This is a genomic window from Caballeronia zhejiangensis (assembly GCF_000698575.1).
In the GTDB taxonomy this organism is placed as follows: domain Bacteria; phylum Pseudomonadota; class Gammaproteobacteria; order Burkholderiales; family Burkholderiaceae; genus Caballeronia; species Caballeronia zhejiangensis.
In genome coordinates this window covers 91,103-116,549 of sequence record NZ_JFHD01000014.1, presented here as the reverse complement: position 1 = coordinate 116,549, position 25,447 = coordinate 91,103, and the positions used below count along the sequence as shown (strand labels likewise).

Annotated in this window: 25 protein-coding genes; 17 read left to right on the top strand and 8 right to left on the bottom strand. The window is 63.9% G+C overall.

The features are described 5' to 3' along the window. Positions 1-73: 73 nt before the first annotated feature. Together BG60_RS18980 and BG60_RS18975 are read left to right on the top strand one after the other, a co-directional pair. Entirely contained in the window at positions 74-898 is an 825-nt protein-coding gene (locus BG60_RS18980) for a mechanosensitive ion channel family protein (RefSeq protein ID WP_034472358.1), read from the top strand. 33 nt (positions 899-931) lie between these two features. After that, positions 932-1,135 carry a DUF3185 family protein gene (locus tag BG60_RS18975; protein WP_008352349.1) on the top strand — a complete coding sequence of 68 codons (204 nt, stop codon included), beginning with the start codon at positions 932-934 and terminating at the stop codon, positions 1,133-1,135. 28 nt (positions 1,136-1,163) lie between these two features. Here BG60_RS18975 and BG60_RS18970 read toward each other — a convergent pair whose 3' ends face one another. After that, a complete protein-coding gene (locus BG60_RS18970) occupies positions 1,164-1,940 on the bottom strand; it encodes a phytanoyl-CoA dioxygenase family protein (protein ID WP_008352350.1) in 777 nt (258 codons plus the stop codon). A 317-nt stretch (positions 1,941-2,257) separates the two neighbouring features. Between BG60_RS18970 and BG60_RS18965 the strand changes: the two genes are divergently transcribed. After that, complete coding sequence (locus BG60_RS18965; RefSeq protein WP_174447735.1) at positions 2,258-2,608, top strand: hypothetical protein; 351 nt, start codon at positions 2,258-2,260, stop codon at positions 2,606-2,608. A 21-nt stretch (positions 2,609-2,629) separates the two neighbouring features. Here the strand turns inward: BG60_RS18965 and BG60_RS18960 are convergent, their stop codons facing one another. Beyond that, positions 2,630-3,745: an alkene reductase gene (locus BG60_RS18960; protein WP_034472357.1), complete on the bottom strand. Its 1,116-nt coding sequence runs from the start codon at positions 3,743-3,745 to the stop codon at positions 2,630-2,632. A gap of 124 nt (positions 3,746-3,869) precedes the next feature. After that, positions 3,870-5,057 carry a methionine adenosyltransferase gene (metK, locus tag BG60_RS18955; protein WP_034472356.1) on the bottom strand — a complete coding sequence of 396 codons (1,188 nt, stop codon included), beginning with the start codon at positions 5,055-5,057 and terminating at the stop codon, positions 3,870-3,872. Between the two features lie 254 nt (positions 5,058-5,311). Between metK and BG60_RS18950 the strand changes: the two genes are divergently transcribed. The 12 genes from BG60_RS18950 (at position 5,312) to BG60_RS18895 (ending at position 18,429) form a co-directional block, all read left to right on the top strand. After that, on the top strand, positions 5,312-6,196 hold the full coding sequence (locus tag BG60_RS18950) for a lipid A biosynthesis lauroyl acyltransferase (RefSeq protein ID WP_008352354.1): 885 nt from the start codon (positions 5,312-5,314) through the stop codon (positions 6,194-6,196). Positions 6,197-6,246: 50 nt separating this feature from the next. Beyond that, a complete protein-coding gene (gene dapF, locus BG60_RS18945) occupies positions 6,247-7,128 on the top strand; it encodes a diaminopimelate epimerase (RefSeq protein ID WP_034472355.1) in 882 nt (293 codons plus the stop codon). Positions 7,129-7,143: 15 nt separating this feature from the next. Next, positions 7,144-7,863, top strand: coding sequence for a DUF484 family protein (locus BG60_RS18940; RefSeq protein ID WP_034472353.1), 720 nt, complete (start codon positions 7,144-7,146; stop codon positions 7,861-7,863). A 2-nt stretch (positions 7,864-7,865) separates the two neighbouring features. Further along, positions 7,866-8,792 carry a tyrosine recombinase XerC gene (gene xerC, locus BG60_RS18935; RefSeq protein WP_008352360.1) on the top strand — a complete coding sequence of 309 codons (927 nt, stop codon included), beginning with the start codon at positions 7,866-7,868 and terminating at the stop codon, positions 8,790-8,792. Between the two features lie 35 nt (positions 8,793-8,827). Continuing rightward, complete coding sequence (locus BG60_RS18930; RefSeq protein WP_034472351.1) at positions 8,828-10,027, top strand: class I SAM-dependent rRNA methyltransferase; 1,200 nt, start codon at positions 8,828-8,830, stop codon at positions 10,025-10,027. Between the two features lie 110 nt (positions 10,028-10,137). After that, positions 10,138-11,211: a CobW family GTP-binding protein gene (locus tag BG60_RS18925; protein WP_034472348.1), complete on the top strand. Its 1,074-nt coding sequence runs from the start codon at positions 10,138-10,140 to the stop codon at positions 11,209-11,211. A gap of 568 nt (positions 11,212-11,779) precedes the next feature. Next, a complete protein-coding gene (gene dksA, locus BG60_RS18920; protein WP_008352366.1) occupies positions 11,780-12,196 on the top strand; it encodes an RNA polymerase-binding protein DksA in 417 nt (138 codons plus the stop codon). Positions 12,197-12,553: 357 nt separating this feature from the next. After that, the gene (gene hslV, locus BG60_RS18915) at positions 12,554-13,090 is read left to right on the top strand and encodes an ATP-dependent protease subunit HslV (protein ID WP_034472345.1); all 537 of its coding nucleotides are present in this window, start codon (positions 12,554-12,556) and stop codon (positions 13,088-13,090) included. 12 nt (positions 13,091-13,102) lie between these two features. Beyond that, positions 13,103-14,455, top strand: a complete 1,353-nt coding sequence (hslU, locus tag BG60_RS18910; protein ID WP_008352370.1) for an ATP-dependent protease ATPase subunit HslU — start codon at positions 13,103-13,105, stop codon at positions 14,453-14,455. Between the two features lie 335 nt (positions 14,456-14,790). Further along, entirely contained in the window at positions 14,791-15,873 is a 1,083-nt protein-coding gene (gene ada / locus BG60_RS18905) for a bifunctional DNA-binding transcriptional regulator/O6-methylguanine-DNA methyltransferase Ada (RefSeq protein ID WP_034472343.1), read from the top strand. Between the two features lie 251 nt (positions 15,874-16,124). After that, the gene (gshA, locus tag BG60_RS18900) at positions 16,125-17,744 is read left to right on the top strand and encodes a glutamate--cysteine ligase (RefSeq protein WP_034472340.1); all 1,620 of its coding nucleotides are present in this window, start codon (positions 16,125-16,127) and stop codon (positions 17,742-17,744) included. Positions 17,745-17,877: 133 nt separating this feature from the next. Then, positions 17,878-18,429, top strand: a complete 552-nt coding sequence (locus BG60_RS18895) for a hypothetical protein (RefSeq protein WP_008352375.1) — start codon at positions 17,878-17,880, stop codon at positions 18,427-18,429. Between the two features lies 1 nt (position 18,430). On the opposite strand, the gene BG60_RS18890 is transcribed toward BG60_RS18895, so the two are convergent. Together BG60_RS18890 and BG60_RS18885 are read right to left on the bottom strand one after the other, a co-directional pair. Then, positions 18,431-19,993, bottom strand: a complete 1,563-nt coding sequence (locus BG60_RS18890) for a DHA2 family efflux MFS transporter permease subunit (RefSeq protein ID WP_034472337.1) — start codon at positions 19,991-19,993, stop codon at positions 18,431-18,433. A 119-nt stretch (positions 19,994-20,112) separates the two neighbouring features. Further along, positions 20,113-20,607, bottom strand: coding sequence for a MarR family winged helix-turn-helix transcriptional regulator (locus tag BG60_RS18885; protein ID WP_008352379.1), 495 nt, complete (start codon positions 20,605-20,607; stop codon positions 20,113-20,115). Between the two features lie 206 nt (positions 20,608-20,813). Here BG60_RS18885 and BG60_RS18880 point away from each other — a divergent pair, with 206 nt between their 5' ends. Together BG60_RS18880 and BG60_RS18875 are read left to right on the top strand one after the other, a co-directional pair. Further along, positions 20,814-21,089 (top strand): hypothetical protein, encoded by a 276-nt coding sequence (locus tag BG60_RS18880; RefSeq protein WP_008352380.1) that lies wholly within the window; start codon positions 20,814-20,816, stop codon positions 21,087-21,089. A 186-nt stretch (positions 21,090-21,275) separates the two neighbouring features. After that, positions 21,276-22,808, top strand: a complete 1,533-nt coding sequence (locus BG60_RS18875; RefSeq protein ID WP_034472334.1) for an efflux transporter outer membrane subunit — start codon at positions 21,276-21,278, stop codon at positions 22,806-22,808. On the opposite strand, the gene BG60_RS18870 is transcribed toward BG60_RS18875, so the two are convergent. The 3 genes from BG60_RS18870 to gspL are packed head-to-tail and all read right to left on the bottom strand — an operon-like array spanning position 22,809 to position 25,431. Further along, entirely contained in the window at positions 22,809-23,588 is a 780-nt protein-coding gene (locus BG60_RS18870) for a type II secretion system protein N (RefSeq protein WP_008352383.1), read from the bottom strand. Next, positions 23,585-24,088, bottom strand: a complete 504-nt coding sequence (gspM, locus tag BG60_RS18865; RefSeq protein WP_008352384.1) for a type II secretion system protein GspM — start codon at positions 24,086-24,088, stop codon at positions 23,585-23,587. The genes BG60_RS18870 and gspM overlap by 4 nt, the downstream gene beginning before the upstream one ends. Next, positions 24,085-25,431, bottom strand: a complete 1,347-nt coding sequence (gene gspL / locus BG60_RS18860) for a type II secretion system protein GspL (protein ID WP_008352385.1) — start codon at positions 25,429-25,431, stop codon at positions 24,085-24,087. Before gspL ends, gspM begins: the two co-directional genes overlap by 4 nt. Between the last annotated feature and the right edge of the window lie 16 nt (positions 25,432-25,447).

Genomic DNA, 25,447 nt, shown 5'->3' with positions numbered 1-25,447 from the left:
CGGATGGCCAGCAAGGGGAACGATCCAACGCGATCGCGGACAAAAGCAGATTCGTTTTGAAGGACCGCTACCCATGGATTCGATCGACAGATTTCGCCCCGCTTACGATTCGTTTGGTGCAATTGCCGTGACTTACGGCATCGATATTCTGCTGGCGCTGCTGATTCTCGCGGTCGGCTGGTGGATTTCGAACGCCGTCGCGAACACCCTGCGCCGCACGCTCGCTCGCACCAATGTCGATGCCACGCTCACCCCGGTGCTCGCCAGCCTCGCGTTGTGGGCGATCCGCGTCGTCGCGATCGTCGCCGCGCTCGGCAAGCTCGGCATTGCCGCCGCCAGCATCCTGACCGTGCTCGGCGCCGCCGGCCTCGCCATCGGCCTCGCGCTGCAGGGCACGCTGCAAAACATCGCGGCCGGCCTGATGCTCCTGCTGCTGCGCCCGTTTCGCGTCGGCGATTACATCGAAGGCGTCGGGACGACGGCGGGCACGGTCAACGAGATCGGACTTTTCACGACGCGCCTCACGAAAGCCGACGGCATCATCATGTTCGTGCCGAACAGCCTCATTTGGGCGAACGCCATCACGAACTACAGCGCGAACGATCGGCGTCGCGTCGTCATCAACTTCCAGGCACAGCATGGGCTGAAGGTCGAGCGTGTGCTCGAGGAACTGCGCAAGCTGATGAGCGACGATCCGCGCATCGTGCAGGACGGGCCGTCGGCGCCGTGGGTCGCCGTGACCGATTACACGGACACCGGCGTCAAATACAACCTCGGCGCGTGGACGAGCAGAAGCGATCATCAGTACGTGATGGCCGACCTCCTGCGCAAGATTCAGCCGTACACGCGCGAGCAGGCGCAGGCGGCGCGAGTGGACGCGCGAGCGCCGACCCGCTAACCTGACGCGCTTTTCCAGCCAAGAGACCACGCCATGACCCGAGCGATTTCCGTTGCGCTGCTAGTCGGCGGCGTCGTGCTGCTGTATTTCGGCGGCCAGTCGTTTCATTCGCTCTCCAGCGACGTCGCGCGCTTCTTCACCGGCTCGCCCACGAACAAGACCATCTGGCTGATCGCGGGCGGCATCGTCGCGTCGCTCGCCGGGCTGATCGGCCTCACGATTCCGTCGAAACGCTGAAACGCTCAAACGCTCAAACGCTCAGACGTCAGACGAGCGGCACTTCCGGCTTCGACGCCGAGCGCGTGCCGGGCAGCGCCGCGTTGCTCGCGCCGCGATACGTGAACACGAGCGAGAACTTCACCTGATCGGTGAGGTTCTTGCCCGCCGAATGCAGCGTGTTGCAGTGGAAGAACACGACGTCGCCCGGTTCCAGCGCGGGCGACACCGCCGTGCGGATCAGCGCGGCATTCTCGGGCAAGTCGGAGCGGAAGAATTTCGCGTCGTCGAAGCGATCCGATGTGAACGGCAGCTTGTGCGACATCGGCACGAACCACAGCGCGCCGTTTTCCACCGTTTCGTTGCCGAGCGCGACCCACGCGGAAACGAGATCGTCGCGCTCGAACGCCCAGTAGCGCACGTCGCGATGCCAGCCGGTCAGGCTGCCGTACGCCGGGTGCTTCGTCATCATGCAGTTGTGATGCGCGCGCGACAAATACGGCGTCTCGCCGAAATACAACTCCATCCATCCGCGCACTTCCGGCGATGTCGCGAACTCCGCGTAAAGCGGATGCCGCGCGTAGGCGTCGAGCAGGCGGCGCACGGTGTGTCCGCCGGGCGCGTCCTTCGAATCCGGCGCGCCGGGATATTTCAGATCGGCCTCGAACTCGACCGGCGCGGCGGCCTCGGCGAGTTGCCGGCGCGCGACTTCGAGCATCGCGTCGCGGCGTTCCTGCGAAACCAGCCCTTTCACGATCACGTAGCCGTTTCGACGCAGCTCGTGCACCTGTTCCTTCTTCGATTTCAGCAGGTTTTGATCAGACATTTCAGTTCTTGGCTCCGGCGGCTTTCGAATTTATTCATGCCGTCGACGCTATATCCGGAATTGGGGCGAATACGGGGATTGTAAATCCGGCAGCGCAGGAAGGCCCATGCGAGAACGCTTCCGCCGATTTTTATAAGCAGCCGCTTCATGAAACGGCAGGGAAAACGCGGACTTACCCGGGTAATACTGGTCCTGTACATTGATCCGCATCAATTCGGTGCAACTTCGCAAATGCTGTTGAATCGAAGCGTTGAACTTCATTTTTGAGACGACTATCGTCGAGTCTGCTTCCACGCAAACCGACCTTTCCCGCCGACATGAACCACCGAATCGCTATCGGACTTACTCGCGTCGCATCGCGAGCCGCGCGTCCTGCGCGCCGCGGCATGATCCGCGCGCTGCGCCATCACTCCACCCGCACGCAATTGCTCGCCGAGCAACTGAAGAACGTGCATCCGGTCGACGGCATCCGGTCGTGGTTCCGCGGTTTCTTCTTCAATCTGCGCGTGCGCGCGGCCTCGCGCCGGGTGTCGTTGCGCGCGCTGTTGCGCCGTCCGGTGCAGTTGCGCGCGCCCGCGCCGAAGCCGAAAGCGGCTGCGCTGACGAGCCGTCGTCCGCGTCGCGTGTCGGCGACGAGCGCCGGCTGGTACGCGTTCGCGGCGCGCTGAATCGCGCAATCGCGCAATCCCTCACTTGCGCTCGGCCTCGTCGAGCGTCGGATAGTCCGTGTAGCCTTTCTCTCCGCCGCCGTAGAACGTCGCCTCGTCGGGCGCGTTGAGCGGCGCGTTCATCCTGAAGCGCTCGACCAAATCCGGATTCGCGAGAAACGCGCGACCGAAAGCCACGGCGTCGGCTTCGCCTCGTTCGATGCGCGTATTGGCTTCTTCCGCGGTGTATTCGCCGCAGACGATGATCGCGCCGTCGTAAGCCTCGCGCAGCGCGTCTCGATAGCCGTCCGAAAGCGGCGCGCCGCCGGCCCAATCGCCTTCCGCCAGATGCAGATACGCGATGCCGATGCGCTTCAGCTCGCGCGCCAGATACAGCGATGACGCTTCGCCTTCATCGTCGTGCAGATCAAATCCCGTGAAGTTCGGCGATATCCGGATGCCGACGCGATTCGCGCCCATCACGCCCGCGACCGCCTCCAGCACATCGACGACCAGCCGCACGCGATTTTCGATGCCGCCGCCGTACTCGTCGGTGCGATGGTTGGTGCCCGTCGCCATGAACTGATGCAGCAGATAGCCGTTGGCCGCGTGGACTTCGATCATGTCGAAATCGGCGCGCTTGGCGCGATGCGCGGCATCGACGAACTGCAGCACGATGCCCGGCAACTCGCCGATCTCAAGCGCGCGCGGTTCGTCGGCGTCGGTCATGCCATAGGTGCCGTCATCGTGTCTCACGAACACTTGCGTGTCGCGCGCGCGGATCGCGGACGGCGCGACGGGCGGCGCATCGCCATCCTGCAGCGATCGATGCGACACGCGCCCCACATGCCACAGCTGCGACGCGATGCGCCCGTGCCGCGCGTGAACCGCGCCCACGACGGCTCTCCATCCGGCTTCCTGCGCGTCGGAATAGATGCCGGGCGTCGCGACATAACCCTGACCTTGCCGCGAAACCTGCGTCGCCTCGGTCACGATGAGTCCCGCGCCCGCGCGCTGCGCGTAATAGTGCGCGTTCATTTCGCTGGGTACATCGCCGGGCTGCGACGCGCGATTGCGCGTGAGCGGCGCCATCACCACGCGATTCGGCAGTTCGAGATTGCCGATTGTGACGGGAGAAAGAAGCGTTTCGAACGGCATGACGGCTCCGTGGATGATCGGTTTTGCCGTCCGGTTCGGTCGCAAGAAACGCGCCGCGCAGGCGAAAAAAAACCGACAAGCGCGATGCTTGCCGGTTCTTGTCCCGCGCGTTCGGCGAATGGCGTTACGCCACGCTTGCGACCGGCTCCGTGCCCGCCGCTTCGGCCAGCATGAGCGCCTTGTCGGTGGCTTCCCACGAGAATTCAGGCTCTTCGCGGCCGAAGTGACCGTATGCCGCCGTCTTTTCGTAGATCGGGCGCAGCAGATCGAGCATCTGGATGATGCCCTTCGGACGCAGATCGAAATGCTCCAGAACGAGCTTCGTGATTTCGGCATCCGACACGCGGCCCGTGCCGAACGTGTTCACCATCACCGAAGTCGGACGTGCCACGCCGATTGCGTACGAAACCTGGATCAGCGCGCGCGATGCGAGACCGGCCGCGACGATGTTCTTCGCGACATAACGTCCCGCGTACGCCGCCGAGCGGTCGACCTTCGACGGATCCTTGCCCGAGAACGCGCCGCCGCCGTGCGGAGCCGCGCCGCCGTACGTGTCGACGATGATCTTCCGGCCCGTCAGACCGCAGTCGCCCTGCGGACCGCCGATGACGAAGCGGCCCGTCGGGTTCACCAGAAACTTGATGTCGCCCTTGATGAGTTCGTTCGGCAGCGTCGGCTTGATGACTTCTTCGATCACCGCTTCGCGCAGTTGCGGCAGGTCGATGTCCGGCGAATGTTGCGTCGACAGCACGACCGTATCGATGGAATGCGCGCGGCCATCGACATAACGCACGGTGACTTGCGACTTCGCGTCCGGACGCAGCCAGGGCAAACGGCCATCGCGACGAAGGTTTGCCTGACGCTCGACGAGGCGATGCGAAAGGTGGATCGGCAGCGGCATCAGTTCGGGCGTTTCGTCGCAGGCGTAGCCGAACATGAGGCCCTGGTCGCCCGCGCCCTGATCGAGATTGTCGTCGTGCGCCTTGTTCACGCCTTGCGCGATATCCGGCGATTGCTTGTCATACGCGACGAGAACCGCGCAGCCGCGATAGTCGATGCCGAAGTCGGTGTTGTCGTAACCGATGCGCTTGATGGTGTCGCGCGCGACCTGGATGTAATCGACGTTGGCGGTGGTCGTGATTTCGCCCGCGAGGACGACGAGACCGGTGTTGCACAGCGTTTCCGCGGCGACGCGCGAATATTTGTCCTGCGACAGAATGGCGTCGAGGATGGCGTCGGAGACTTGGTCGGCAACCTTGTCCGGGTGGCCTTCGGAAACGGATTCGGAAGTAAAGAGATAGTCGTTCGACACGCTTCAGACTCCAATAAAAGTACGGTTGATATTCACGTAGCCGTCTTCTTTTGGAGTCTGAAGCGGCGACGCTTTAGCGGATGTGCTTCCAGGCCGGCGCTTCTCGAAAGTAAGAAGACTCCGACCCGCTTCGCCCCGCAAGTTGTCCATTAACTCGGCGAAGGTTTTATTATACCGGTTTCCTTAGTTTTCACAGAATTGACCCTTTTGACTTCCTCGGTCCCGCTCCACTCGTCCGCCCGCCGGAGCGAGTCATGCTAGGTCGTATCGGCGTGGCGCTCGCCATCGGTTTTCTCAAATTCCTCGCGGTGATTCCATACGGCATCACCGCGCGTTTCGGCGACGGCCTCGGCTGGCTGCTCTATCAGATTCCGAGCCGTCGCAAGCGCATCGTCCATACGAATCTGAAGCTGTGCTTCCCCGAGTGGTCCGACGAAAAACGCGAGGACATCGCGCAGAAGCACTTTCGGCACGCGATCCGCAGTTACGTCGAGCGCAGCGTGCAATGGTTCGGCTCCGCGAAGAAGCTAGAAAAGCTGATCGAAGTCGATAGCGCCATCGATCTCACCGATCCCGATCTTCCGCCCACGCTCTTTCTCGGACTGCATTTCGTCGGCATCGAGGCGGGCTCGATCTTTCTCAACTACTCGCTGCATCGGCGCTGCGGTTCGCTGTATCAGCCGTTTTCGAATCCGCAGATCGAGGAACTGGCGAAGAGACAGCGCGCCCGTTTCGGCGCCGACATGGCGAGCCGCGCCGACAGCGCGCGCATCGTGCTGCGCTGGCTGCGCGATCGCAAACCCGTGATGCTCGGCGCGGACATGGACTACGGCATGCGCAACTCCACGTTCGTGCCGTTCTTCGGCATCCCGACGTGCACGCTGACCGCCGTCGGCCGGCTCGCGAAGACGGGCAAGGCGCAGGTCGTGCCCTTCATCGGAGAAGTTTTGCCGAACTACAAGGGTTATCGGCTGAAAGTCTTCAAACCTTGGGAAAATTATCCGAGCGGCGACGACGAGGCCGACGCCCGCCGCATGAACGCGTTTCTGGAAGAGCAGATTCCGCGCATGCCCGAGCAATATTATTGGGTGCACAAGCGCTTCAAGACGCGCCCGCCGGGCGACCCGAGCTTTTATTGACGCCTGAATCGCGCGAAACGCGGCATCGCGGCTCACATACAATAGCGGCCATGAAACTGAAATTCACAAAAATGCAGGGCGCGGGCAATGACTTCGTCGTGCTCGACGGCTACACGCAGGCGCTCGATCTGTCCGCCGAACAGGTGCGCGCGCTCGCGAACCGTCATTTCGGCGTCGGCGCGGATCAGTTGCTGCTCGTGGAAAAGCCGACGATCGAAGGCGTCGACTTCAAGTACCGCATCTTCAATTGCGATGGCGGTGAAGTCGAGCATTGCGGCAACGGCGCGCGCTGCTTCGTGAAGTTCGTCCGCGACCGGCGTCTGACGGATGCATCGACGGTGCGCGTGCAGGTGCAAAACGGCGTCATCACGCTGACGATGCAGGAGAACGGCGAAGTCGTCGTCGATATGAGCACGCCGGTGTTCGATCCGCCGAAAGTGCCGTTCGACGCGCAAGGTCTCGAAGGCCGGAAGGAAGGCAACGACACGCTCTGGCCGCTCGACGTGAACGGCTCGATCAACGACCGGCGCTGGATTTCCGTCGTGTCGATGGGCAATCCGCACGCGGTCCAGATCGTCGATGACGTCGAGGCGTATCCCGTTCTGACCGAAGGTCCGCTCGTCGAACGTCACGCGCGCTTTCCAAAGCGCGTCAATGCGGGCTTCATGGAGATCGTCGATCGGCATTCGGTGAAACTGCGCGTCTACGAGCGCGGCGCGGGCGAAACGCTCGCGTGCGGCACGGGCGCATGTGCGGCGGTGGCGGCCGGCATTCGCCGCGGCCAACTCGATTCGCCCGTTCGCGTCGAGACGCACGGCGGCACGCTCACGATCAGCTGGGACGGCGCGAAGAACGAAACCGCCGCGCTCTTCATGGCCGGGCCCGCCGCAACGGTCTTCGAAGGCGAGATCGAGCTCGATCGCATCGTTTAACGCATACACGTCACCATGAATCCACGCGAAGTCGCCGACTATCTGCTCGACAACCCTGATTTCTTCGTCGAGCACGCGGAACTGCTCGGCACCATCCGGCTTTCGAATCCGCACGGCAAAGCGGCCGTGTCGCTGCAGGAACGCCAGATGGAAATGCTGCGCGACAAGAACAAGCAGCTCGAACGGCGTCTCGCCGAATTGCTGCGCTACGGCCACGAAAACGACAGCATCTCGACCAAGTTCAATCGCTGGACCGTGCGCGTAATCTCGCAGCGCGATCCGTACGCGCTGCCCGCGACCATCAGCAAGGGGCTGTGCGAAATCTTCGACGTGCCGCACGCCGCGCTGCGCGTGTGGGATATCGACGAAGCTTATCGCCAAGCCGATTTCGCCCGTCAGGTCGGCGAGGAAGTACGCCTTTTCACGACCGGTCTCGCCGCGCCGTACTGCGGCGTGAATACCGGCTTCGCCGCCGCGCAGTGGCTGGGCGCGGCGAACTCGGCATCGGCGACGGTCGCGCCGAGCGACGGCCCGTCCGACATCGACCGCAAGATCGAATCCGTGTCGCTCATCGCGCTGCGCGATCCGCAAGCCGGCCCGGATGCGCCGAGCTTCGGCCTGCTCGTCATGGGCTCGCCCGATCCGCGCCGCTTCCACGACGGCATGGCGACGGATTTCCTCATGCAGATCGGCGCGCTCGCGAGCGCCGCGCTGTCCCGCCTGCTGCCGCATTGACGATGAACGCCGCCGCCGACGTGATCGCCGACTATCTCGCGATGCTCGAGCATCAGCGGCATCTTTCCGAGCACACGCTGCGCGGCTATACGCACGAGTTGAGCGAGCTGCGCGCGCTCGCCAAGGATCGTCCACTGGAATCGCTCACATCCGCCGATATTCGCGGCGCGGTCGTGCGCGCGCACGCGAGCGGATTATCGTCGCGTTCGATCGCGCATCGGCTGTCGGCATGGCGCGCGTTCTATCGATGGCTCGCCGAGCGCGTCGAGATGCCCGCGAATCCGGTCGCGACGGTGCGCGCGCCCAAGCGCGAAAAGACGCTGCCGAAGGCGCTCTCCGTCGATGACGCCGCGAGGCTGATGGACGCGCCGCAAGCCGATACGACCGAAGCGCTGCGCGATCACGCGATACTCGAACTGTTCTACTCGTCGGGTCTGCGGCTCGCGGAACTGGTCGGGCTGGACGTTCGCCACGTCGACACTGCCGAACACCGGTCCGAAGGCTGGATCGATCTGGAAGGCGCCGAAGTCACGGTGCTCGGCAAAGGTAAGCGGATGCGCAAAGTGCCGGTCGGCAGCAAGGCGGTCGAAGCGCTGCGCGCCTGGATCGCCGTGCGCGACGAATTCGTCAAGCTCGAACCGCACGCGCTCTTTCTCTCGGTGCGCGGCAACCGCATGTCGCCCGGCGTGGTGCGCGAACGCGTGAAGCGGCTCGCGCTGCTCGCGGGCATTCCGTCGAATGTGCATCCGCATGTGCTGCGGCATTCGTTCGCCACGCACGTCCTGCAATCGAGCGGCGACCTGCGCGCGGTGCAGGAACTGCTCGGCCATGCAAGCATCACGGCCACGCAGATTTATACATCGCTCGATTTTCAGCATCTCGCCCGCGTCTACGATGCGGCGCACCCGCGCGCGAAGAAGCGCGATTAACTCCGCGAGCGCCCTGCGCGCCGCCTCGGCTTGCAATGGACACCATCACGCTCAAACCGGCGAAGGACAAGTCGCTCGTCCGCCGCCATCCGTGGATTTATGCGAACGCCATCGCGCGCATCGACGGCAATCCCGCGCCGGGCGCGACGGTCGTCATTCGCGCGGCCGACGGACGCTTTCTCGCGCGCGCGTCGTACAGCCCGCAATCGCAGATTCGCGCGCGCGTCTGGACGTTCGATGAAAGCGAGCCCATCGACCACGCGTTCTTCAAGCGCCGCGTGCAGCGCGCGCTCGGGCATCGGCGCACGATGGTCAAGGACACCGGCGCGACGCGCCTCATATTCGGCGAAGCGGACGGCTTGCCGGGCCTGATCGTCGATTACTACGTCGCGGATACCGGCGATCACGCACAGCTCGTCTGCCAGTTCATGGCGACGGGCGTCGAGTCATGGAAAGCCGCGATCGTGCAGGCGCTCGTCGATGCGACCGGTTGCGCGAACGTCTACGAGCGCTCGGACGTGTCGATCCGCCAGAAGGAAGGTCTCGAACAGACGACCGGCGTGCTCGCCGGCGACGCGCCTCCGGCGACGCTCATCGCGAACGAATGCGGCGTGCGCTATCACGTCGACGTGCGCAATGGCCACAAGACGGGCTTTTACGTCGATCAGCGCGACAACCGCGTGCTCGTTGCGCAGAACGCGCAAGGCCGCGAAGTGCTCAACTGCTTCTGCTACACGGGCGGATTCTCGCTGGCCGCGCTGAAAGGCGGGGCGACGCGCGTGGTCTCCGTCGATTCATCGGGCGAAGCGCTCGCGCTCGCGCGGGAGAACGTGAAGGCCAACAGCTTCGACGCGGAGAAAGCCGAATGGCTCGACGCCGATGCGTTCAAGACGCTGCGCCGTCTCTACGACGAAGGCCGGCGCTTCGACCTGATCGTGCTCGATCCGCCGAAGTTCGCGCCGTCGAAGGAAACCGTCGATCGCGCCGCGCGCGCGTACAAGGACATCAATCTGAGCGGCTTCAAGTTGCTGCGTCCAGGCGGCCTGCTTTTCACGTACTCATGTTCCGGCGCGATCGATGCCGACTTGTTCCAGAAGATCGTCGCGAGCGCGGCGGCCGACGCACGCGCCGATGCGCGCATCCTCAAGCGGCTCGGCGCGGGCGTGGATCATCCGTTGCTGACGGCGTTTCCGGAAGGCGAGTATCTGAAAGGGCTGCTGTTGCAAATCGCGTGATCGGCCCCAGTTAAGGGCGATTCGCGAGCGAAGGGCGCACGAAGCGTCGGCTCCGCAAATATGTTCCAATATTCGATTCCGCGCGTTCCCCGAACTTAAAAGGCGACACCATGATTCCCGTAACCATCCTGACCGGCTTTTTGGGCAGCGGCAAAACCACGCTGCTCAAGCGCATCCTGAACGAGAAGCACGGCATGAAGATCGCCGTGATCGAGAACGAGTTCGGCGAAGAGAACATCGACAACGAGATCCTCGTGCAGGAGACGAACGAGCAGATCATCCAGATGAGCAACGGCTGCATCTGCTGCACGATCCGCGGCGACCTCGCGCGCGCGCTCGAAGACCTCGCGAACCGCAAGAAGGCGGGCACGCTCGATTTCGACCGCGTCGTGATCGAAACCACCGGCCTCGCGAATCCGGGTCCGGTCGCGCAGACGTTCTTCATGGACAACACCGTCGCCGACGAATTCCTGCTCGACGCGATCATCACGCTCGTCGACGCGAAGCACGCGAATGCGCAGCTCGACCAGCACGAGGTGGTGCAGCGTCAGGTCGGCTTCGCGGATCGCCTGTTCATCACGAAATCCGATCTCGTTTCCGCCGACGAACTCGAAGCGCTGAAGCATCGCCTGCTGCACATGAACCCGCGCGCGGCGATCAAGGTCGTGAATTTCGGCGACGCAGACATCAAGGAAATTTTCGATCTGCGCGGCTTCAATCTGAACTCGAAGCTCGAGATCGATTCGGATTTCCTCGCGGAAGACGATCACGATCATGAGCACGCGCATGACCATGATCACGATCACGATCATTCGACCTGCGGTCACGACCACAGCCACGATCACGAGCACGGGCATCACCATCATCATCACGCGCATCACGACGACAAGATCAAGTCGTTCGTGTATCGCAGCGACAAGCCGTTCGATCCGAACCGCCTCGAAGACTTCCTCGGCGGCATTCTGCAGATTTATGGCGAGCGCCTGTTGCGCTACAAGGGCGTGCTCTATATGAAGGGCGTCGATCGCAAGGTCGTGTTCCAGGGCGTGCATCAGATGATGGGCAGCGATCTCGCCGGCAAGTGGATGCCGATCGAGAAGAAGAACAGCAAGATGGTGTTCATCGGCATCGAACTGCCGAAGGATCTGATCACCGACGGCCTCGACGCCTGCCTGGTGAAGTAATCCGGCATGCATCTCGCTTGGATTGCCGTGAATCACGCGGGGCGACAAAACGGGCACTGACACAGAACGCCGCCGCGAAGGGCTCGCGCGCGGCGTTTTTCATGTCCGACTTTCGGTGCGCGTATGTAGTCGCGCCCACCAAGCGTCATCGCTTTTTGCGCGTTCAGGCGTTATATTTTTGAAATTCCGGCGCAAATCGACAGGGTTTTCCGTAGGTTTAGTTGGAATTTGCGGTTCAGTTACAATACAGCCCCACTGGAGAAGGGCAGTTCCGCTGAATGCGCGTCTTCGAGGCGCTCGGCCAGCGGATCTTGGGAGAAGGGATGTCCCGTCGGGACGATGCCTCGATTTGCCGGGGGAAGGCAAATCAAGTCAAAGCACCGGGGCCGGAAATCCGGGGCCATGCGAATGCGCCCGGTCTTCCGGAGCATCATCCAATATCGGTTTCCAGAGGAGTTCGGCCCCGCATCGACGTGTCGCGTAGCCCCTAGCGTACGGATGCGCTGAATGCGGGTAACGCAAGTGCGGGCGTTGCGAAGACATCGCCCTACATTGAAGAAGCAAGCTGATGACAACGAAACTCTTGACCGAAGCCGAAATCCTGAAGATGAGCGAGAAGGACTACATGAACGAGGATCAACTCGCCTTCTTCAAGAACCGGCTCGAACAGTTGCAAGCGGACATTCTGAAGAATGCCGGCCAGACGACCGAGAACCTGCGGGAAACGGTGATCGTGCCGGACCCGGCGGACCGCGCGACCATCGAGGAAGAACATGCACTGGAACTGCGCACGCGCGATCGCGAACGCAAGCTTCTGAAGAAGGTGCAGCAGTCGCTCGCGCGCATCGAGTCCGGCGATTACGGCTGGTGCGAAGAGACCGGCGAGCCGATCGGCATTCCGCGCCTGCTCGCGCGTCCGACCGCCACGCTGTCGCTCGAAGCGCAGGAACGCCGCGAACTGCGTCAGAAGCTGTTCGGCGACTGAAATCGCTGCCGGCAGGCGAGCGTCGCGGGACCGCCCGCAACGGGGAAGACGCCGCCGCAAAAAAGTTGTGCAGAAGCAGTCGCATCGGCAAAAAGGCATCCAACGAAGGGATGCCTTTTTTGCTTTGTGCCCGGTAAAAACGGCGAGCGCCGATACCGTACGCCTTGATAAATCCGGCGTCGCCCTAAAATGAATCCGACGCGCGCCGCAAAAGCTTCATCGCGGCAAGCGCGAGCGCGGCGCCGTCCGCCTCGGGCCTCACGCCCGACGGAACCCCGCGCCGTGCACTCCATCGAATTCTCGACTGCGCGGCGGACTTTCATCGCCACGCATCGTCTGTTTATCCAAGGAACGCACATGGAACAATTTCACGGCACGACCATCGTCTCCGTGCGCCGCGACGGCAAGGTCGCGCTGGGCGGCGATGGTCAGGTGACGCTCGGCAATATCGTCATGAAAGGGGGCGCGAAGAAGGTGCGCCGCATCTATGGCGGCAAGGTGCTGGTCGGCTTCGCCGGCGGCACGGCCGACGCGTTCTCGCTGCTCGACCGCTTCGAAGCCAAACTCGAGAAGCATCAGGGCAATCTGACGCGCGCCGCCGTCGAACTGGCGAAAGACTGGCGCACCGATCGCATGCTGCGACGCCTCGAAGCCATGCTCATCACCGCCGACAAGGACAACACGCTCGTCATCACCGGCAACGGCGACGTGCTCGATCCGGAGCGCGGCATCGCGGCGATCGGCTCGGGCGGCGCCTATGCGCAGGCTGCGGCGCAGGCGCTCATTGAGAACACCGATCTCTCGCCGCGCGACATCGTCGAGAAGGCGCTGACCATCGCCGGCGACATGTGCATCTACACCAACCACAATCGCGTCATCGAGACGATCGAATAAAGGACTTTTGCGATGACCACCATGACTCCCTCCGAAATCGTCTCCGAACTCGACAAGCACATCATCGGCCAGGGGCGCGCGAAGAAGGCGGTTGCCGTCGCGCTGCGCAACCGCTGGCGCCGTCAGCAGGTCGCCGAGCCGCTGCGTCAGGAGATCACGCCGAAGAACATTCTGATGATCGGGCCGACGGGCGTCGGCAAAACCGAAATCGCGCGGCGTCTCGCCAAGCTCGCGGACGCGCCGTTCATCAAGATCGAAGCGACCAAGTTCACCGAAGTGGGCTACGTGGGCCGCGACGTGGACAGCATCGTGCGCGATCTGATCGAGATTTCCGTGAAGCAGACGCGCGAATCCGAGATGAAGAAAGTCCGCACGAAGGCCGAAGATCGCGCGGAAGACCGCATCCTCGACATTCTTCTGCCGACGGCGCGGCCGGTCGGATTCGGCGCCACGAACGCGATCGAGTCGTCGGGCAGCGAAGGCGGCGACAACGCCACGCGTCAGACTTTCCGCAAGCGCCTGCGCGAAGGCGCGCTCGACGACAAGGAAATCGAGCTCGATGTGGAAATGCCGCAAGTCGGCATGGACATCATGGGGCCGCCGGGCATGGAAGACATGACCGAACAGATTCGCTCGATGTTCGCGAACATCGGCGGCGGCAAGAAGACGCGCCGCAAGGTGAAGGTCAAGGAAGCGCTCAAGCTGCTGACCGACGAAGAAGCCAGCAAGATGCTCAACGACGAAGAGGTCAAGAGCAAGGCGGTGCAGAACGTCGAGCAGAACGGCATCGTGTTTCTCGATGAGATCGACAAGATCGCGTCGCGCAGCGAGACGGGCGGCGCCGAAGTCTCGCGCGCGGGCGTGCAGCGCGACCTGCTGCCGCTCGTCGAAGGCACGACCATCAACACGAAGTATGGGATGATCAAGACCGATCACATCCTGTTCATCGCGAGCGGCGCGTTTCATCTCGCCAAACCGAGCGATCTGATTCCCGAACTGCAGGGGCGCTTTCCGATTCGCGTCGAGCTGGATTCGCTGTCCGTCGGCGATTTCGAATCGATCCTGAATTCGACCGATGCGAGTCTCGTCAAGCAGTACAAGGCGCTGCTGGCGACCGAAGGCGTCGAGCTCGACTTTGCGGAAGACGGCATCCGGCGTCTCGCGGAAATCGCGTTTTCGGTGAATGAGAAGACCGAGAATATCGGCGCGCGGCGGCTTTATACGGTGATCGAGAAGCTGCTCGAAGAAGTGTCGTTCGCGGCGGGCAATCATGCCGGCAAGCCTGTGCGAATCGACGCGCCGTATGTGGAACGCGCGCTCGGCGATGTGGCGCAAGACGAGGATTTGTCGCGCTACGTGCTGTAACGGCGGCGGAATCGTCTACGAGAAACCGGGCCACGCGCCCGGTTTTTTTCGCGCTGACGTTTCGAACACGCAAAAACCACGGACGAAAAAAAGCCCGCCTTAGTGGGCGGGCTGAATCCATATCAGGAGGAGACATGGAGGAGACAGTTCCAATTATACACAGCCACTTGATGCGACGCAATAGAAATTTCGGTAAAAACCCCTATGGCGTCCCTTTGTGGTATCTGAGCGTCACTTTTCGGATTTCGCGGACCGATGACAGAGCAAGAATCGGCGCGTAACCTCAGTTGGGCGGCTCTACAGTGGTCACGTACCCAAGAGCCATCGAGGTCGTCATGAAAACCGTCACGAACCCTGTTTTTTCCTCCGATGAAAGCCGCTGGCAAGCCGTCGTCGATCGCGACGAGCGCGCCGACGGTGCCTTCTTCTTCGCCGTTCGCACGACCGGCGTGTTTTGCCGACCGTCGTGCGCGTCGCGTGCGCCGCGTCGCGAGAACGTCGAATTCTTTCCGACGACCGACTCCGCCGAACAAGCCGGATACCGCGCGTGCAAGCGCTGCCAGCCGACGAGCCTGCCGCGCGAACTCGCGATCGTCGAGCGCGCATGCAAGGTGCTCGACGCCGATCCGCAGCAACGCATGACGCTCGCGCAATTGAGCGACGCCGTGCACGTCAGCCCGTTTCACCTGCAGCGCCTGTTTTCGCGAATCGTCGGCATTTCGCCGCGTCAGTATCAGGCGGCGCAGCGTGCCGGCGTGCTGCGCGATGCGTTGCAGCGCGGCCGCGACGTCACGCGCGCGACGCACGACGCCGGTTTCGGCTCGCCGTCGCGCATGTACGAGGCCGTGCCCGCGGAACTCGGCATGACGCCGTCCGCGTATAAGCGTCAGGGCGCTGGGCTGACCGTGCGTTACGCGACCGCCGCGACGCCGCTGGGTGCCGTGCTCATCGCCGCGACCGACATGGGCGTCTGCAAGATCGCATTCGGCGACGACGCGCCCACGCTCGTCAATCAGCTCGCCGCCGATTTCGCGCAGGCCGAACGCGTCGAGGATGCCGCGAAACTGGAGCCGTTCATCGCGCAGATTCGCGCGTATCTGCAAGGCACGCGCGAGCGCTTCGATTTGCCGCTCGACATCGGCGCGACCGCATTTCAACGGCGCGTGTGGGACGCGTTGCGGCGCATCCCGTATGGGCAGACGCGCAGTTACACCGAGATCGCCGAATCGCTCGGCGCGCCGCGCGCGGTGCGGGCGGTGGCGAATGCGTGCGCGTCGAATCCGGTGGCGCTCGCGATTCCGTGTCATCGCGTCATCGGCAAGGATGGCGCGATCGCCGGCTATCGCTGGGGCACGCCGCGCAAGGAAACGCTGCTCGAAACCGAACGCGCGCGTAACGAAACCAACAAGGTTGCATGAAGCAGGCGCGCTCGCCGTCGACATGACGCGCGAGCGCTTCAATGTCCTCGCGAGCCGCTCCAAGCGGCTCCAAAGCGCACCGCCGCGTATTCCGCGGATCTCCCGCGCATCTCCCGCGAATCTCCCGAAAAACCCGCAATCCCTTGCCTGATATGGGCCCAAGCACGCCTTACACCGAGATGTTAAAGTGCCCGCTACCCTAAAAATACGACCGCGCGCACACGCGCTCGCGCTCCTCGCAGAACGCTTCAATGGCAAACAAGAATCCCGCTCACACCAAGGCCGGCGCTTTCGAGCGCAGGCTTGCCGCGCTCGCGTCCGGTCCGCATGCCGACGCGTTGCGCCAAGGCTTGCGCGGCATCGAAAAAGAAAGCTTGCGCGTGACGCCGCAGGGCAAGCTGGCGATGACGCCGCATCCGCGCTCGTTCGGCTCCGCGCTGACGCATCCGCTCATCACGACCGATTACTCCGAGGCGCTCGTCGAGCTCATCACGCCCGCCGAATCGGATGTGGCGATCACGCTCGATCGCCTCGACGCGCTGCATCGCTTCGCTTACGCGCACATGGGCGACGAGTTGCTGTGGAACAATTCGATGCCCAACTCGCTGCCGCCCGAGGACGAGATTCCGTTCGGCTATTACGGCACGTCGAACATCGGCATGTTGAAGACGGTGTACCGGCGCGGCCTCGCGCTGCGCTACGGCCGCACGATGCAATGCATCGCGGGCATCCACTACAACTATTCGCTCGATGAAAACGTATGGCGCGCCTGGCAGGCGCTCGATGCGACGAGCACGCTGTCCGCGAAAGACTTTCAGTCCGAGCGCTACTTCGCGCTGATCCGCAATTTCCGCCGCACGAGTTGGCTCCTGATGTATCTGTTCGGCGCGTCGCCGGCGCTGAACAAGCGCTTCGTCGCCGGCAAGAAGCATCATCTGGAAACGTTCGATGCCGACACGTTCTATCTGCCGCACGCGACCAGCCTTCGCATGAGCGATCTCGGATACACCAACAATCCCGCCCAGGCCGATCTGCTGCCGAGCTACGACAATCTCGACGCGTATCTCGACGTGCTCGCCAAAGCCGTGAGCCAGCCGTATGCGCCGTATGAAGCCATGGGCACGCAGCGCGACGGCGAATGGGTGCAGATCAACACGAACGTGCTGCAGATCGAAAACGAGTTCTACTCGACGATCCGCCCGAAGCGCGTCACGCATTCGGGCGAACGTCCGCTGCATGCGCTGGCCGAGCGCGGCGTGCAGTACATCGAAGTGCGCTGCCTCGACATCGATCCGTTCGTGCCGACGGGCATCTCGCTCGAAACCGCGCGCTTTCTCGATGCTTATCTGCTCTATTGCGCACTGGAAGACAGCCCGCTGTTGCCGCCCGGCGCGAGCATCGAAGCCAACGCGAATTTCATGACGGTGTCGAAGGAAGGGCGCAAGCCGGGTCTCGCGCTGCAACGCGACGGCGCAAGCGTGCCGATGCAGCAATGGGCCGAAGAACTCTTCGATGCAATCGAACCGGTCGCGAAGACGCTCGACACGCTAAACGGCAACGGCGATCACACGCGCGCGCTGGAAGCGCTGCGGCCGCGCATCGCCGATGCGTCGCTCACGCCGTCCGCGCGCGTGCTGCAAACGATGCGCGACAAGCAGCAAACCTTCGACGAGTTCGCGCTCGATCTCAGCGCGCGTCACGCGGAAGATTTTCGTGCGCGTCCGCTTTCCGTCGCAGAAGAGCGCGTGATGAACGAGCTTGCGGCAAAATCGCTTGTGGAACAGGCGGTCGTCGAAAGCAGCGACACCGAAACGTTCGACGCCTTCGTTGCGGCGTATCAGGTCTACAAGCTGAACCCCGCGAACGCGTGAGGCGATTTTTCCGCTGCGGTGTCAGCACGCGGCGGCAATTGTTTCCGGCTTATGCAACAGAGGGAAACGCGTCATCACATCATCCGATTTGAGGGGTCAAAATATGGCCGACTTTTCGACGATCGGGGGAGTAATGAAGAAGAAGTACTTCGCCGCCGCCGCGCTTGGGGCTGCATGGCTCGCCCTTTTTAGCGGCTGCGCCGTGCAAGACCAGGTCAGCAGCACGACGATGGAGCAGGCCACGCAACCGCTCACCTGCATGAGCAAGCCGGAATGCGACGCGTGGTGGGCGCGCGCCCAGGTCTGGGTGACGAACCATTCCGAATACAAGCTGCAGACCGTCACCGATTCGATCATCCAGACGGCGGGGCCGTCGAGCGGCAAGCGCGCGCTCGCGTATCAGATCACCAAGACGCCGACCAACGAAGGCACCGCGACGATCGGTTTCGCCGCGCATTGCGATAATCCGCTCGGCTGCCAGCCGAATCCGTGGCAGGCGGGCGCGGATTTCAAGCAGTTCATCAAGAACGGCCCCGGACTGCGCAAGACCGAAACGCCGCAAGCCACGCAGACCCCGCCTGCACCCGCGCCGAGCGGCGTGCAGGTCAGCCCGCTGGATCAGCCGGTCCCGCTCAATCTGGAAAACCAGCCGGGGCAGTCGGTCACGCCGCTCACGCCTCAGTAGTTCAGTGTCCCATCGAGGCTGACGCGCCCTTCTTCGGCCGCGTCAGCCAGACCATCGCGGCCAGCACGAGGAACGCATAGAACGAAATGCGGAAGAAGTCGTTGGTCGACATCATGTACGCCTGCGCCGACACCACGCGATCCAGTTGCGCGGTCAGCGCCTGTCCCGACAAGCCGAGTCCCGACAGCAGGTCCGAATACGCGTTCGTGCCCGCCGAATAAGGCGTGACCGATTCGGTCAGACGCGCGTGATGGCGGATCATGTCGTTTTCCCAGAACGTCGTGCTGACCGCCGTGCCGATCGCGCCCGACAGCGTGCGCAGGAAGTTCGACAGGCCCGCGGCGCCCGCGAGCCGTTCGTCGGAGACGCTGGAGAGCGTGATCGTCGTCATCGGCACGAAGAAGCACGCGACGCCGATGCCCTGAATCAAGCGCGGATAGATGATCTGGTCGAACGGCGTATCGAGCGTGAAGGTCGAGTTCCAGTGCGACACGAACGCGAACGTGAGGAACGCGAAGCTCGCGACCACGCGCAAATTCAGCCGATGCATGTTCTGCCCGATGATCGGCGACAGCACCAGCGCGAGAATCCCGACCGGCGCGGTGGCGAGACCCGCGAGCCACGGCGTGTAGCCGAGCACGGTCTGCAACCACAACGGCAACACGACGACCGAGCCGAAGAACGCGAGAAAGCCGAGCGACGTGATGAGCACGCCCATCGCAAAGTTGCGGTCGCGAAAGAGCGAAAGGTCGATCACCGGTTCCTTCTCGGTCAACTCCCACGCGAACATGAACGCGAGCGAGACCGCCGACACGATCGCCAGCGTCACGATGAAGTTCGAGTTGAACCAGTCGTGATCCTTGCCGAGGTCGAGCATCATCTGCAGGCTCGCGACGCCGATCACGAGCAGCGCCAATCCGACACCGTCGATGCGCTGCTGCGTCGTCTTCGTCTCGTGGCCGCGCAGCAGGAAGTACGCGATCGCCGCCGAGAACACGCCGATCGGCACGTTGATATAGAAGATCCACGGCCAGGTGTAGTTGTCGGTGATATAGCCGCCCATCACCGGGCCGAAGATCGGCGCGACGATCACGGTCATCGCCCAGAGACCGAGCGCGAGGCCGCGCTTTTCGGGCGGATAGCTGCGCATGAGGATGGTTTGCGACAGCGGGACCATCGGGCCGGAGACGAGGCCTTGCAGCAGCCGGAACGCGATCAGCGATTCGAAGTTGTGAGCCAGCCCGCACAGCGCCGACGCGATCGAAAACAGCAGCACGGAAATCGTGAAGAGCTTCACCTCGCCGACGCGCCGCGCGAGCCAGCCGGTCAACGGCACCGCAATCGCCGAAGCGACCGAGTACGACGAAATGACCCACGTGCCTTCGCTCGTCGCGACGCCGAGGCTGCCCGAAATGGTCGGCACGGCGACGTTCGCAATCGACGTGTCGAGCACTTCCATGAAGGTGCCGAGCGCGAGGCCCATCGTCAAAAGGGCGAGGATGCCGCCCGTGAGCGGCACGGGCGCGGGTGGCGTGGCGGGCGTGCCCGCGGCGGATGTAGACATTGACGGTTTCTCCGGCGCGCGGCGCTCGAAACGCGCATCGCACGCAAACTATTTCTTGTCGCGGCATTCTCTGCTCAGACAGTGAAATCGGTGCAGAAATGCAGGTTAATTCCGATGAATCAGGGCAAGTCGTCGTCGAGCATGCATGGCGCGCAGTCGCCCATCGGCGTATTGCCGACGATGCGCGCGAGCATCGCGATCAGCAGATCCAGCTCGGCGCGGGTAAAGCCGTGCAACTGCTCGTTGAGCACGGCCGCGCCGATCACCGGCAAACGCGCCGCCGCGTCACGTCCGCGCTCCGTCAGACTGAGTTCGACGATTCGCCGGTCCACTTCGCTACGCGCGCGGCTGACGAAACCCTTCTTCTCGAGCCGGTCGAGCATGCGCGTCATCGAGCCGCTGTCGTACGACAGCTCGCGCGACAGTTCCAGCGGCGTGCGCGCCCGCCCCGACGCGAGCAGCAGAATCACGCCGATCTGCGGCGACGTGAGTTCGAGCGGCTTCAACGCCTGATCGGTTCGCATGACGAGCACGTTGCGCGCCTTCGCGAGGTAGTAGCCGAGGCTCGTTTCGAGCTGGATCGTCGCGGGATCGTAAAGCGGTTCGCCGTTCATGCGATATCGGTCAAACCGCGGATGCAAAAGTGTGACACTGCGCCGCGTCTCCTAAAGGCAACAATTGCGAAAAGCAATCAGCAGTATCTTGAAAAGTAGTTGCACAGTCAATATTATTCTATGCAACGAGTTACGCGCTTCATGCGCCGCCCGAGACCATGTTCTGACCGCCCGCCGTCGCTCGCCGACGCCCGAAGGACCTTTCGATGACCCGCTTTGTCCGTACCGCCCGCCGACGCTTCGGCCCCATCAGCAGCAAGATCGCCGACGCCTCCCGTCACTTCGTCCCGCCGAAGCTGAGTTCGTGGAAACTCGCGTTGTATCTGATCGTGTTCCTGCTGCCGGGCGGATCGTTCGTCGTCTTGGGCATGGGATGGTTCGAGAACCGTCAGCGTCGCAAGGCGGCGGCCGCGCCCGCGAAAGCGCCGGCGCGACCGTTGCTCTCGGCGCCCTGCTCGCCGTGTCCCGGTAGCGGACGATAATCGTCACCGTAACGCGTCGTAACCGATTCCACCCGCTGCGTAACACCCGCCTTACGGCGAACCCGTTACGCTAACGTCTGCCTGACGCGCGCGCCGCACGAGCGCCCGTCGCGTTCCGTTACCATTTCGGCTTGCCGCGTCCGTCATATCGAACGGCGCGGCGCCGACAGGAATTCCGACAAGCAGATGCCGTATCGCCCCGCCTTTCCCGCTTCCGCCGCCGCGCGCCTGACCACGACGGCGCTCGCCGCCATGCTCGCGATGTTCATCGCCGGCTGTGCTGTCGGGCCCGATTATCAGCGCCCGACGACGGCGGTCCCGGCCAGCTACAAGGAAGCGCCCGAAGGCTGGAAAGTCGCCCAGCCCGCCGACCAGGCCGATCGCGGCGCATGGTGGAGCATCTATCGCGACGAGCGCCTCGACGATCTCGAAGCGCGCCTGAATCAATCGAACCAGACCATCGCGCAATACGCGGCCGCGTATCGTCAGGCACGCGCGCTCGTCGGCGAGGCGCGCGCGGCGTATTTCCCGACGATCGGCGCATCGGCTTCGGCGGCGCGTTCGGGAACGGGCGCGGGCAACCGGTCGACCAGCAGCTCCAGCCTCGGGCAGACGGGTGCCGTCACCAACCAGTTCAGCCTTGCGCTCGACGCATCGTGGGAACCGGATCTGTGGGGCAGCGTGTCGCGCACGGTCTCCGCGCAAAAGGCCGGCCAGGAAGGCGCCGCCGCCGATCTCGCCAACGCGCGGCTGTCCGCGCAGGCCACGCTCGCGCAAACCTATTTCCAGTTGCGCTCGCTCGACGCGCAGCAAAGGCTCCTCGACGACACCGTCGCGGCCTACGAGCAATCGCTCAAGCTCACGCAGAATCAGTACGCGCAGGGCATCGTCGCGCGTTCGGACGTGATTCAGGCGCAGACGCAGTTGCAGTCGGCGCAGGCATCGGCCATCGATAACGGCGTCGCGCGCGCGCAATACGAACATGCGATCGCGGTGCTCGTCGGCGAGGCCGCTTCCACGTTTTCGATTCCGCCGATTCCGCTCGACGCCACGCCGCCGACCGTTCCCGTGCAGATGCCATCCGCGATTCTCGAGCGCCGGCCCGACATCGCGTCGGCGGAACGCAAGGCCGCGGCGGCGAACGAGCAGATCGGCATCGAAATGGCCGCGTACTTCCCGACGCTCACGCTCTCCGCGCAAGGCGGCTTCGAAAGCTCGGTGCTGTCGCAATTGCTGCGCGCGCCGTCGCGCTTCTGGACGCTCGGGCCGGACATCGCCGCGACCATTTTCGACGGCGGCCTGCGCTCCGCGCGCACCGAAGCCGCGCGCGCGACTTACGACCAGAACGTCGCGACGTATCGGCAGACGGTGCTGACCGCGTTCCAGGACGTCGAAGACAATCTCGCGTCGCTGCGCATTCTGGAGAAGGAAATCGTCGTGCAGCAGCAGGCCGTGGAATCGGCGCAGCAGGCGCTCGCGATCATCAACAATCAGTACAAGGCGGGAACGGTCGCGTTCATCAGCGTGCTGACCGCGCAGACGACCGCATTCACCGCGCAGCAGAAGCTCGCGAACATCGCGGGACAGCGGATGGTGTCGTCGGTCGGACTGGTGAAGGCGCTCGGCGGCGGCTGGGATGTCGGGCAGATGGATCGCGAAACGGGCGCGGTTCAAGCGCCCGCGCCCGCGTCGAGTCCGGCGCAAACCGCCAGCCGCTGATCAACGCATGAAGGTCAGGGCGACCGTGTCCGGATCGGTGTGACGGCCGAGCAGGTTGAGCAGACCCGCGAGGTTTTCCCGCTGATCCGGCGCGGCCGTCGCCGTGCCTTGGAACGACGTCGATTCCGGTGAGATCGCGCCGTTGCCGGTGAGCATCAGCGGACCTTTGCTCGTCGAAAGATCGATGGTCGCGGACGCGCCCTGCGCCTGCAACGCGACGCGATACGAACCGAGCGGCTTCACGCGCGAGACGCGCGAAGCCATGTCATCGAGCGTGACGACCACTTGCCCGTACGCATTGCGGTTCAGTAGGCGGAACTCCGTCCACGAGAGCCGCACGCTGCCGTCGAAATCGAGCGTATTGAACGGCGCGCCGAGGCCCGAGAGCAACGTCGCGGGCACGGCGATCTGGCCGGCGGTGATGACCGCGCCGCGCGTGGTGGCGTCGACGATCACGGCATCGGGCATCGCTTCGGTCTGACGCATGGTCATGTGAACGCGGCCGGTGAAGAGCGGCAGAAACGCCGTCGTCCATTCGATGCGCCCCGGCAAGAGCGTCGCGCCCGCGCCGTCGCTGCCCGCGGCGAGCATCAGCGTGGCCGAGCCGCTCCACAGCGAGCCCGCCGGATCGACCAGATTCACATGGCCGCCCGTTGCCTTCGAGAACTGCGGCACGATCCACGCGGCGGGCATCATCGCGAGCAGCGTGCCGGCGACCGAAATCACGATCACGAAAAGCGCCGGCAACGCGAGCCGGATTCGTCGCGTCCAGTAACTCATTTCGTGCCGGCCGGTTGCAGCGATGCCGTCAGATCGACCTGGCCATCCGGCTTCAGCGCCGTGACGTGCGCCTCCGAGACCTGCACCTTGAACTGCTTGCGGGCGTCGTCGAGCCACGCCGTCCAGTTCGGAAAGGACGCGTTCTTCAACTGAATCTGCACCGCCGCGCCGATCACCTGAACCTGCGTCGGCTGCATGCCGTTGTCGGCGAGCGACTTCGCGAGCGCATCGCGCAACGCGGCGCCGGTCGGCATCACGCCTTCGGCGGCGGGCGCGAGCGAGCGCGCGTCGTTGGCCTGCGCGGTCATCGTCGCGAGCTGGCGCTGCATCGTCGGCAGCGATTCGCGCAGCCGCGCGCGGCCTTCATAGGCGGGCGCCCACAGCACGAGATAGACGAGCGCGAGCCCGACCGCGATGCCGCCCCACATGAGAATGGTCTTCTCGCGCGGCGTGCGCGCTTCCCAGAATTCCGACAGGGAACGTCCGATTTCCGCTTTCATTGGCCGCTCCTGATCGTCCATTTGCCTGTGTTCGTATCGATCGATCCGTTCAGGCCGTTCGCGGCGAGGCGCTTCGAAAGATCGGGATCGACCTTCGTCTCCGGCTTGAAGGTCACTTCCAGCCGACGCTCGCGATAATCGAGCCCCGCGACGCCGTTCACCGGCACCGGACCGAGCGAGCGCGCGAGGCCGTCGGCGAGCGACAGGAAATCCGACGGCGACAGCTCGCCCGATGCCACGCGCAGACGATCGAGATTGCGCGTCATCTGGTCGGGCGCATCGAGCACGGTCGTCGTCTTCGGGAAGGCGTTGAGCAGGAGCTCGGTTTCCTGCGCGCTGATCGCGTCGCGCTGACGCGCAAGCTGCAGCCATTGCACGTTGATGCCGATGATCGACACGACCACCGACGCCGCCACGAGCGCGATCGGCACGCGCAGACGCCGCATCGTCGCGCGGTCGAGCCGCCACGGTTGCGCGGCGAATTCGAACTGGCACAGGTCGAAGCGGCACGCGAGCGCGTTGCGCGCGAGCGCCTCGAACGTGATCGGATGCGCGCCGGCGATGGCCGCCGCAGCATTGCGCGAACCGGACAAGCGCGGTTCGTCGCCGGGCAGATCGGCGAGCGAATAAAGCGTCACGGGTTGATCGCCGGCGAGCGCGGCGAGCGTTGCCTCGATCGAATCGGCGGGCAGCGCGAGTCCTTCGCCGAGCGCCGCGCGTTCGCCGCGCGCAATCGCCACCTCGATGCGCGGCGCGCCGAGCGCGGCGGGCGAGGGCGCGGCCATTTCGCCGATCAGCGCGGGCGCGGTCGACACGACATGACCGAGCAGCCCCGCGATAAACGGCTGCGGCGGCGCTTCGATCTCTTCGGCTTCGCCGGTTTCATCGAATGGCACGGCGGCCGGAACCGGCAGGCAGCGCATCGCGGGCACGGCCTTCAGATTGCGATGCCCCGCGCCCGAAAACGCGCCGACCACGAAGCGGAACCAGCCGCGATCGATCACGCCGACGACGCGCTTGCCATCGGCGAGGGCGACCGGATCGACGGCGATGTGGCACGTCTGCGGATCCTGGATCAGCTGATCCTCGACGACGTTCGGCAGCGCCTGCCGCAAGCGCGGCCCCTTGAGTGGCGGCACGGCAGCGGCGAGCAGAAGCGTGTCGCGCGCAGCGACGATCAGCACGGTCGCACTCGCGCGCGGCAACAGCCCGATCGCCGCGCGGCCGATGCGTTGCGGCTCGCCGCGCTTGTCGAGCAGCAGAAACGGCAGATCCGGCAGATGCCACTCTTCCGAACGCACCGCGGGATCGCGCGGCGGTAACAAAACGATCAGTGTGCTCAAAGGCCACTTCCTCTCA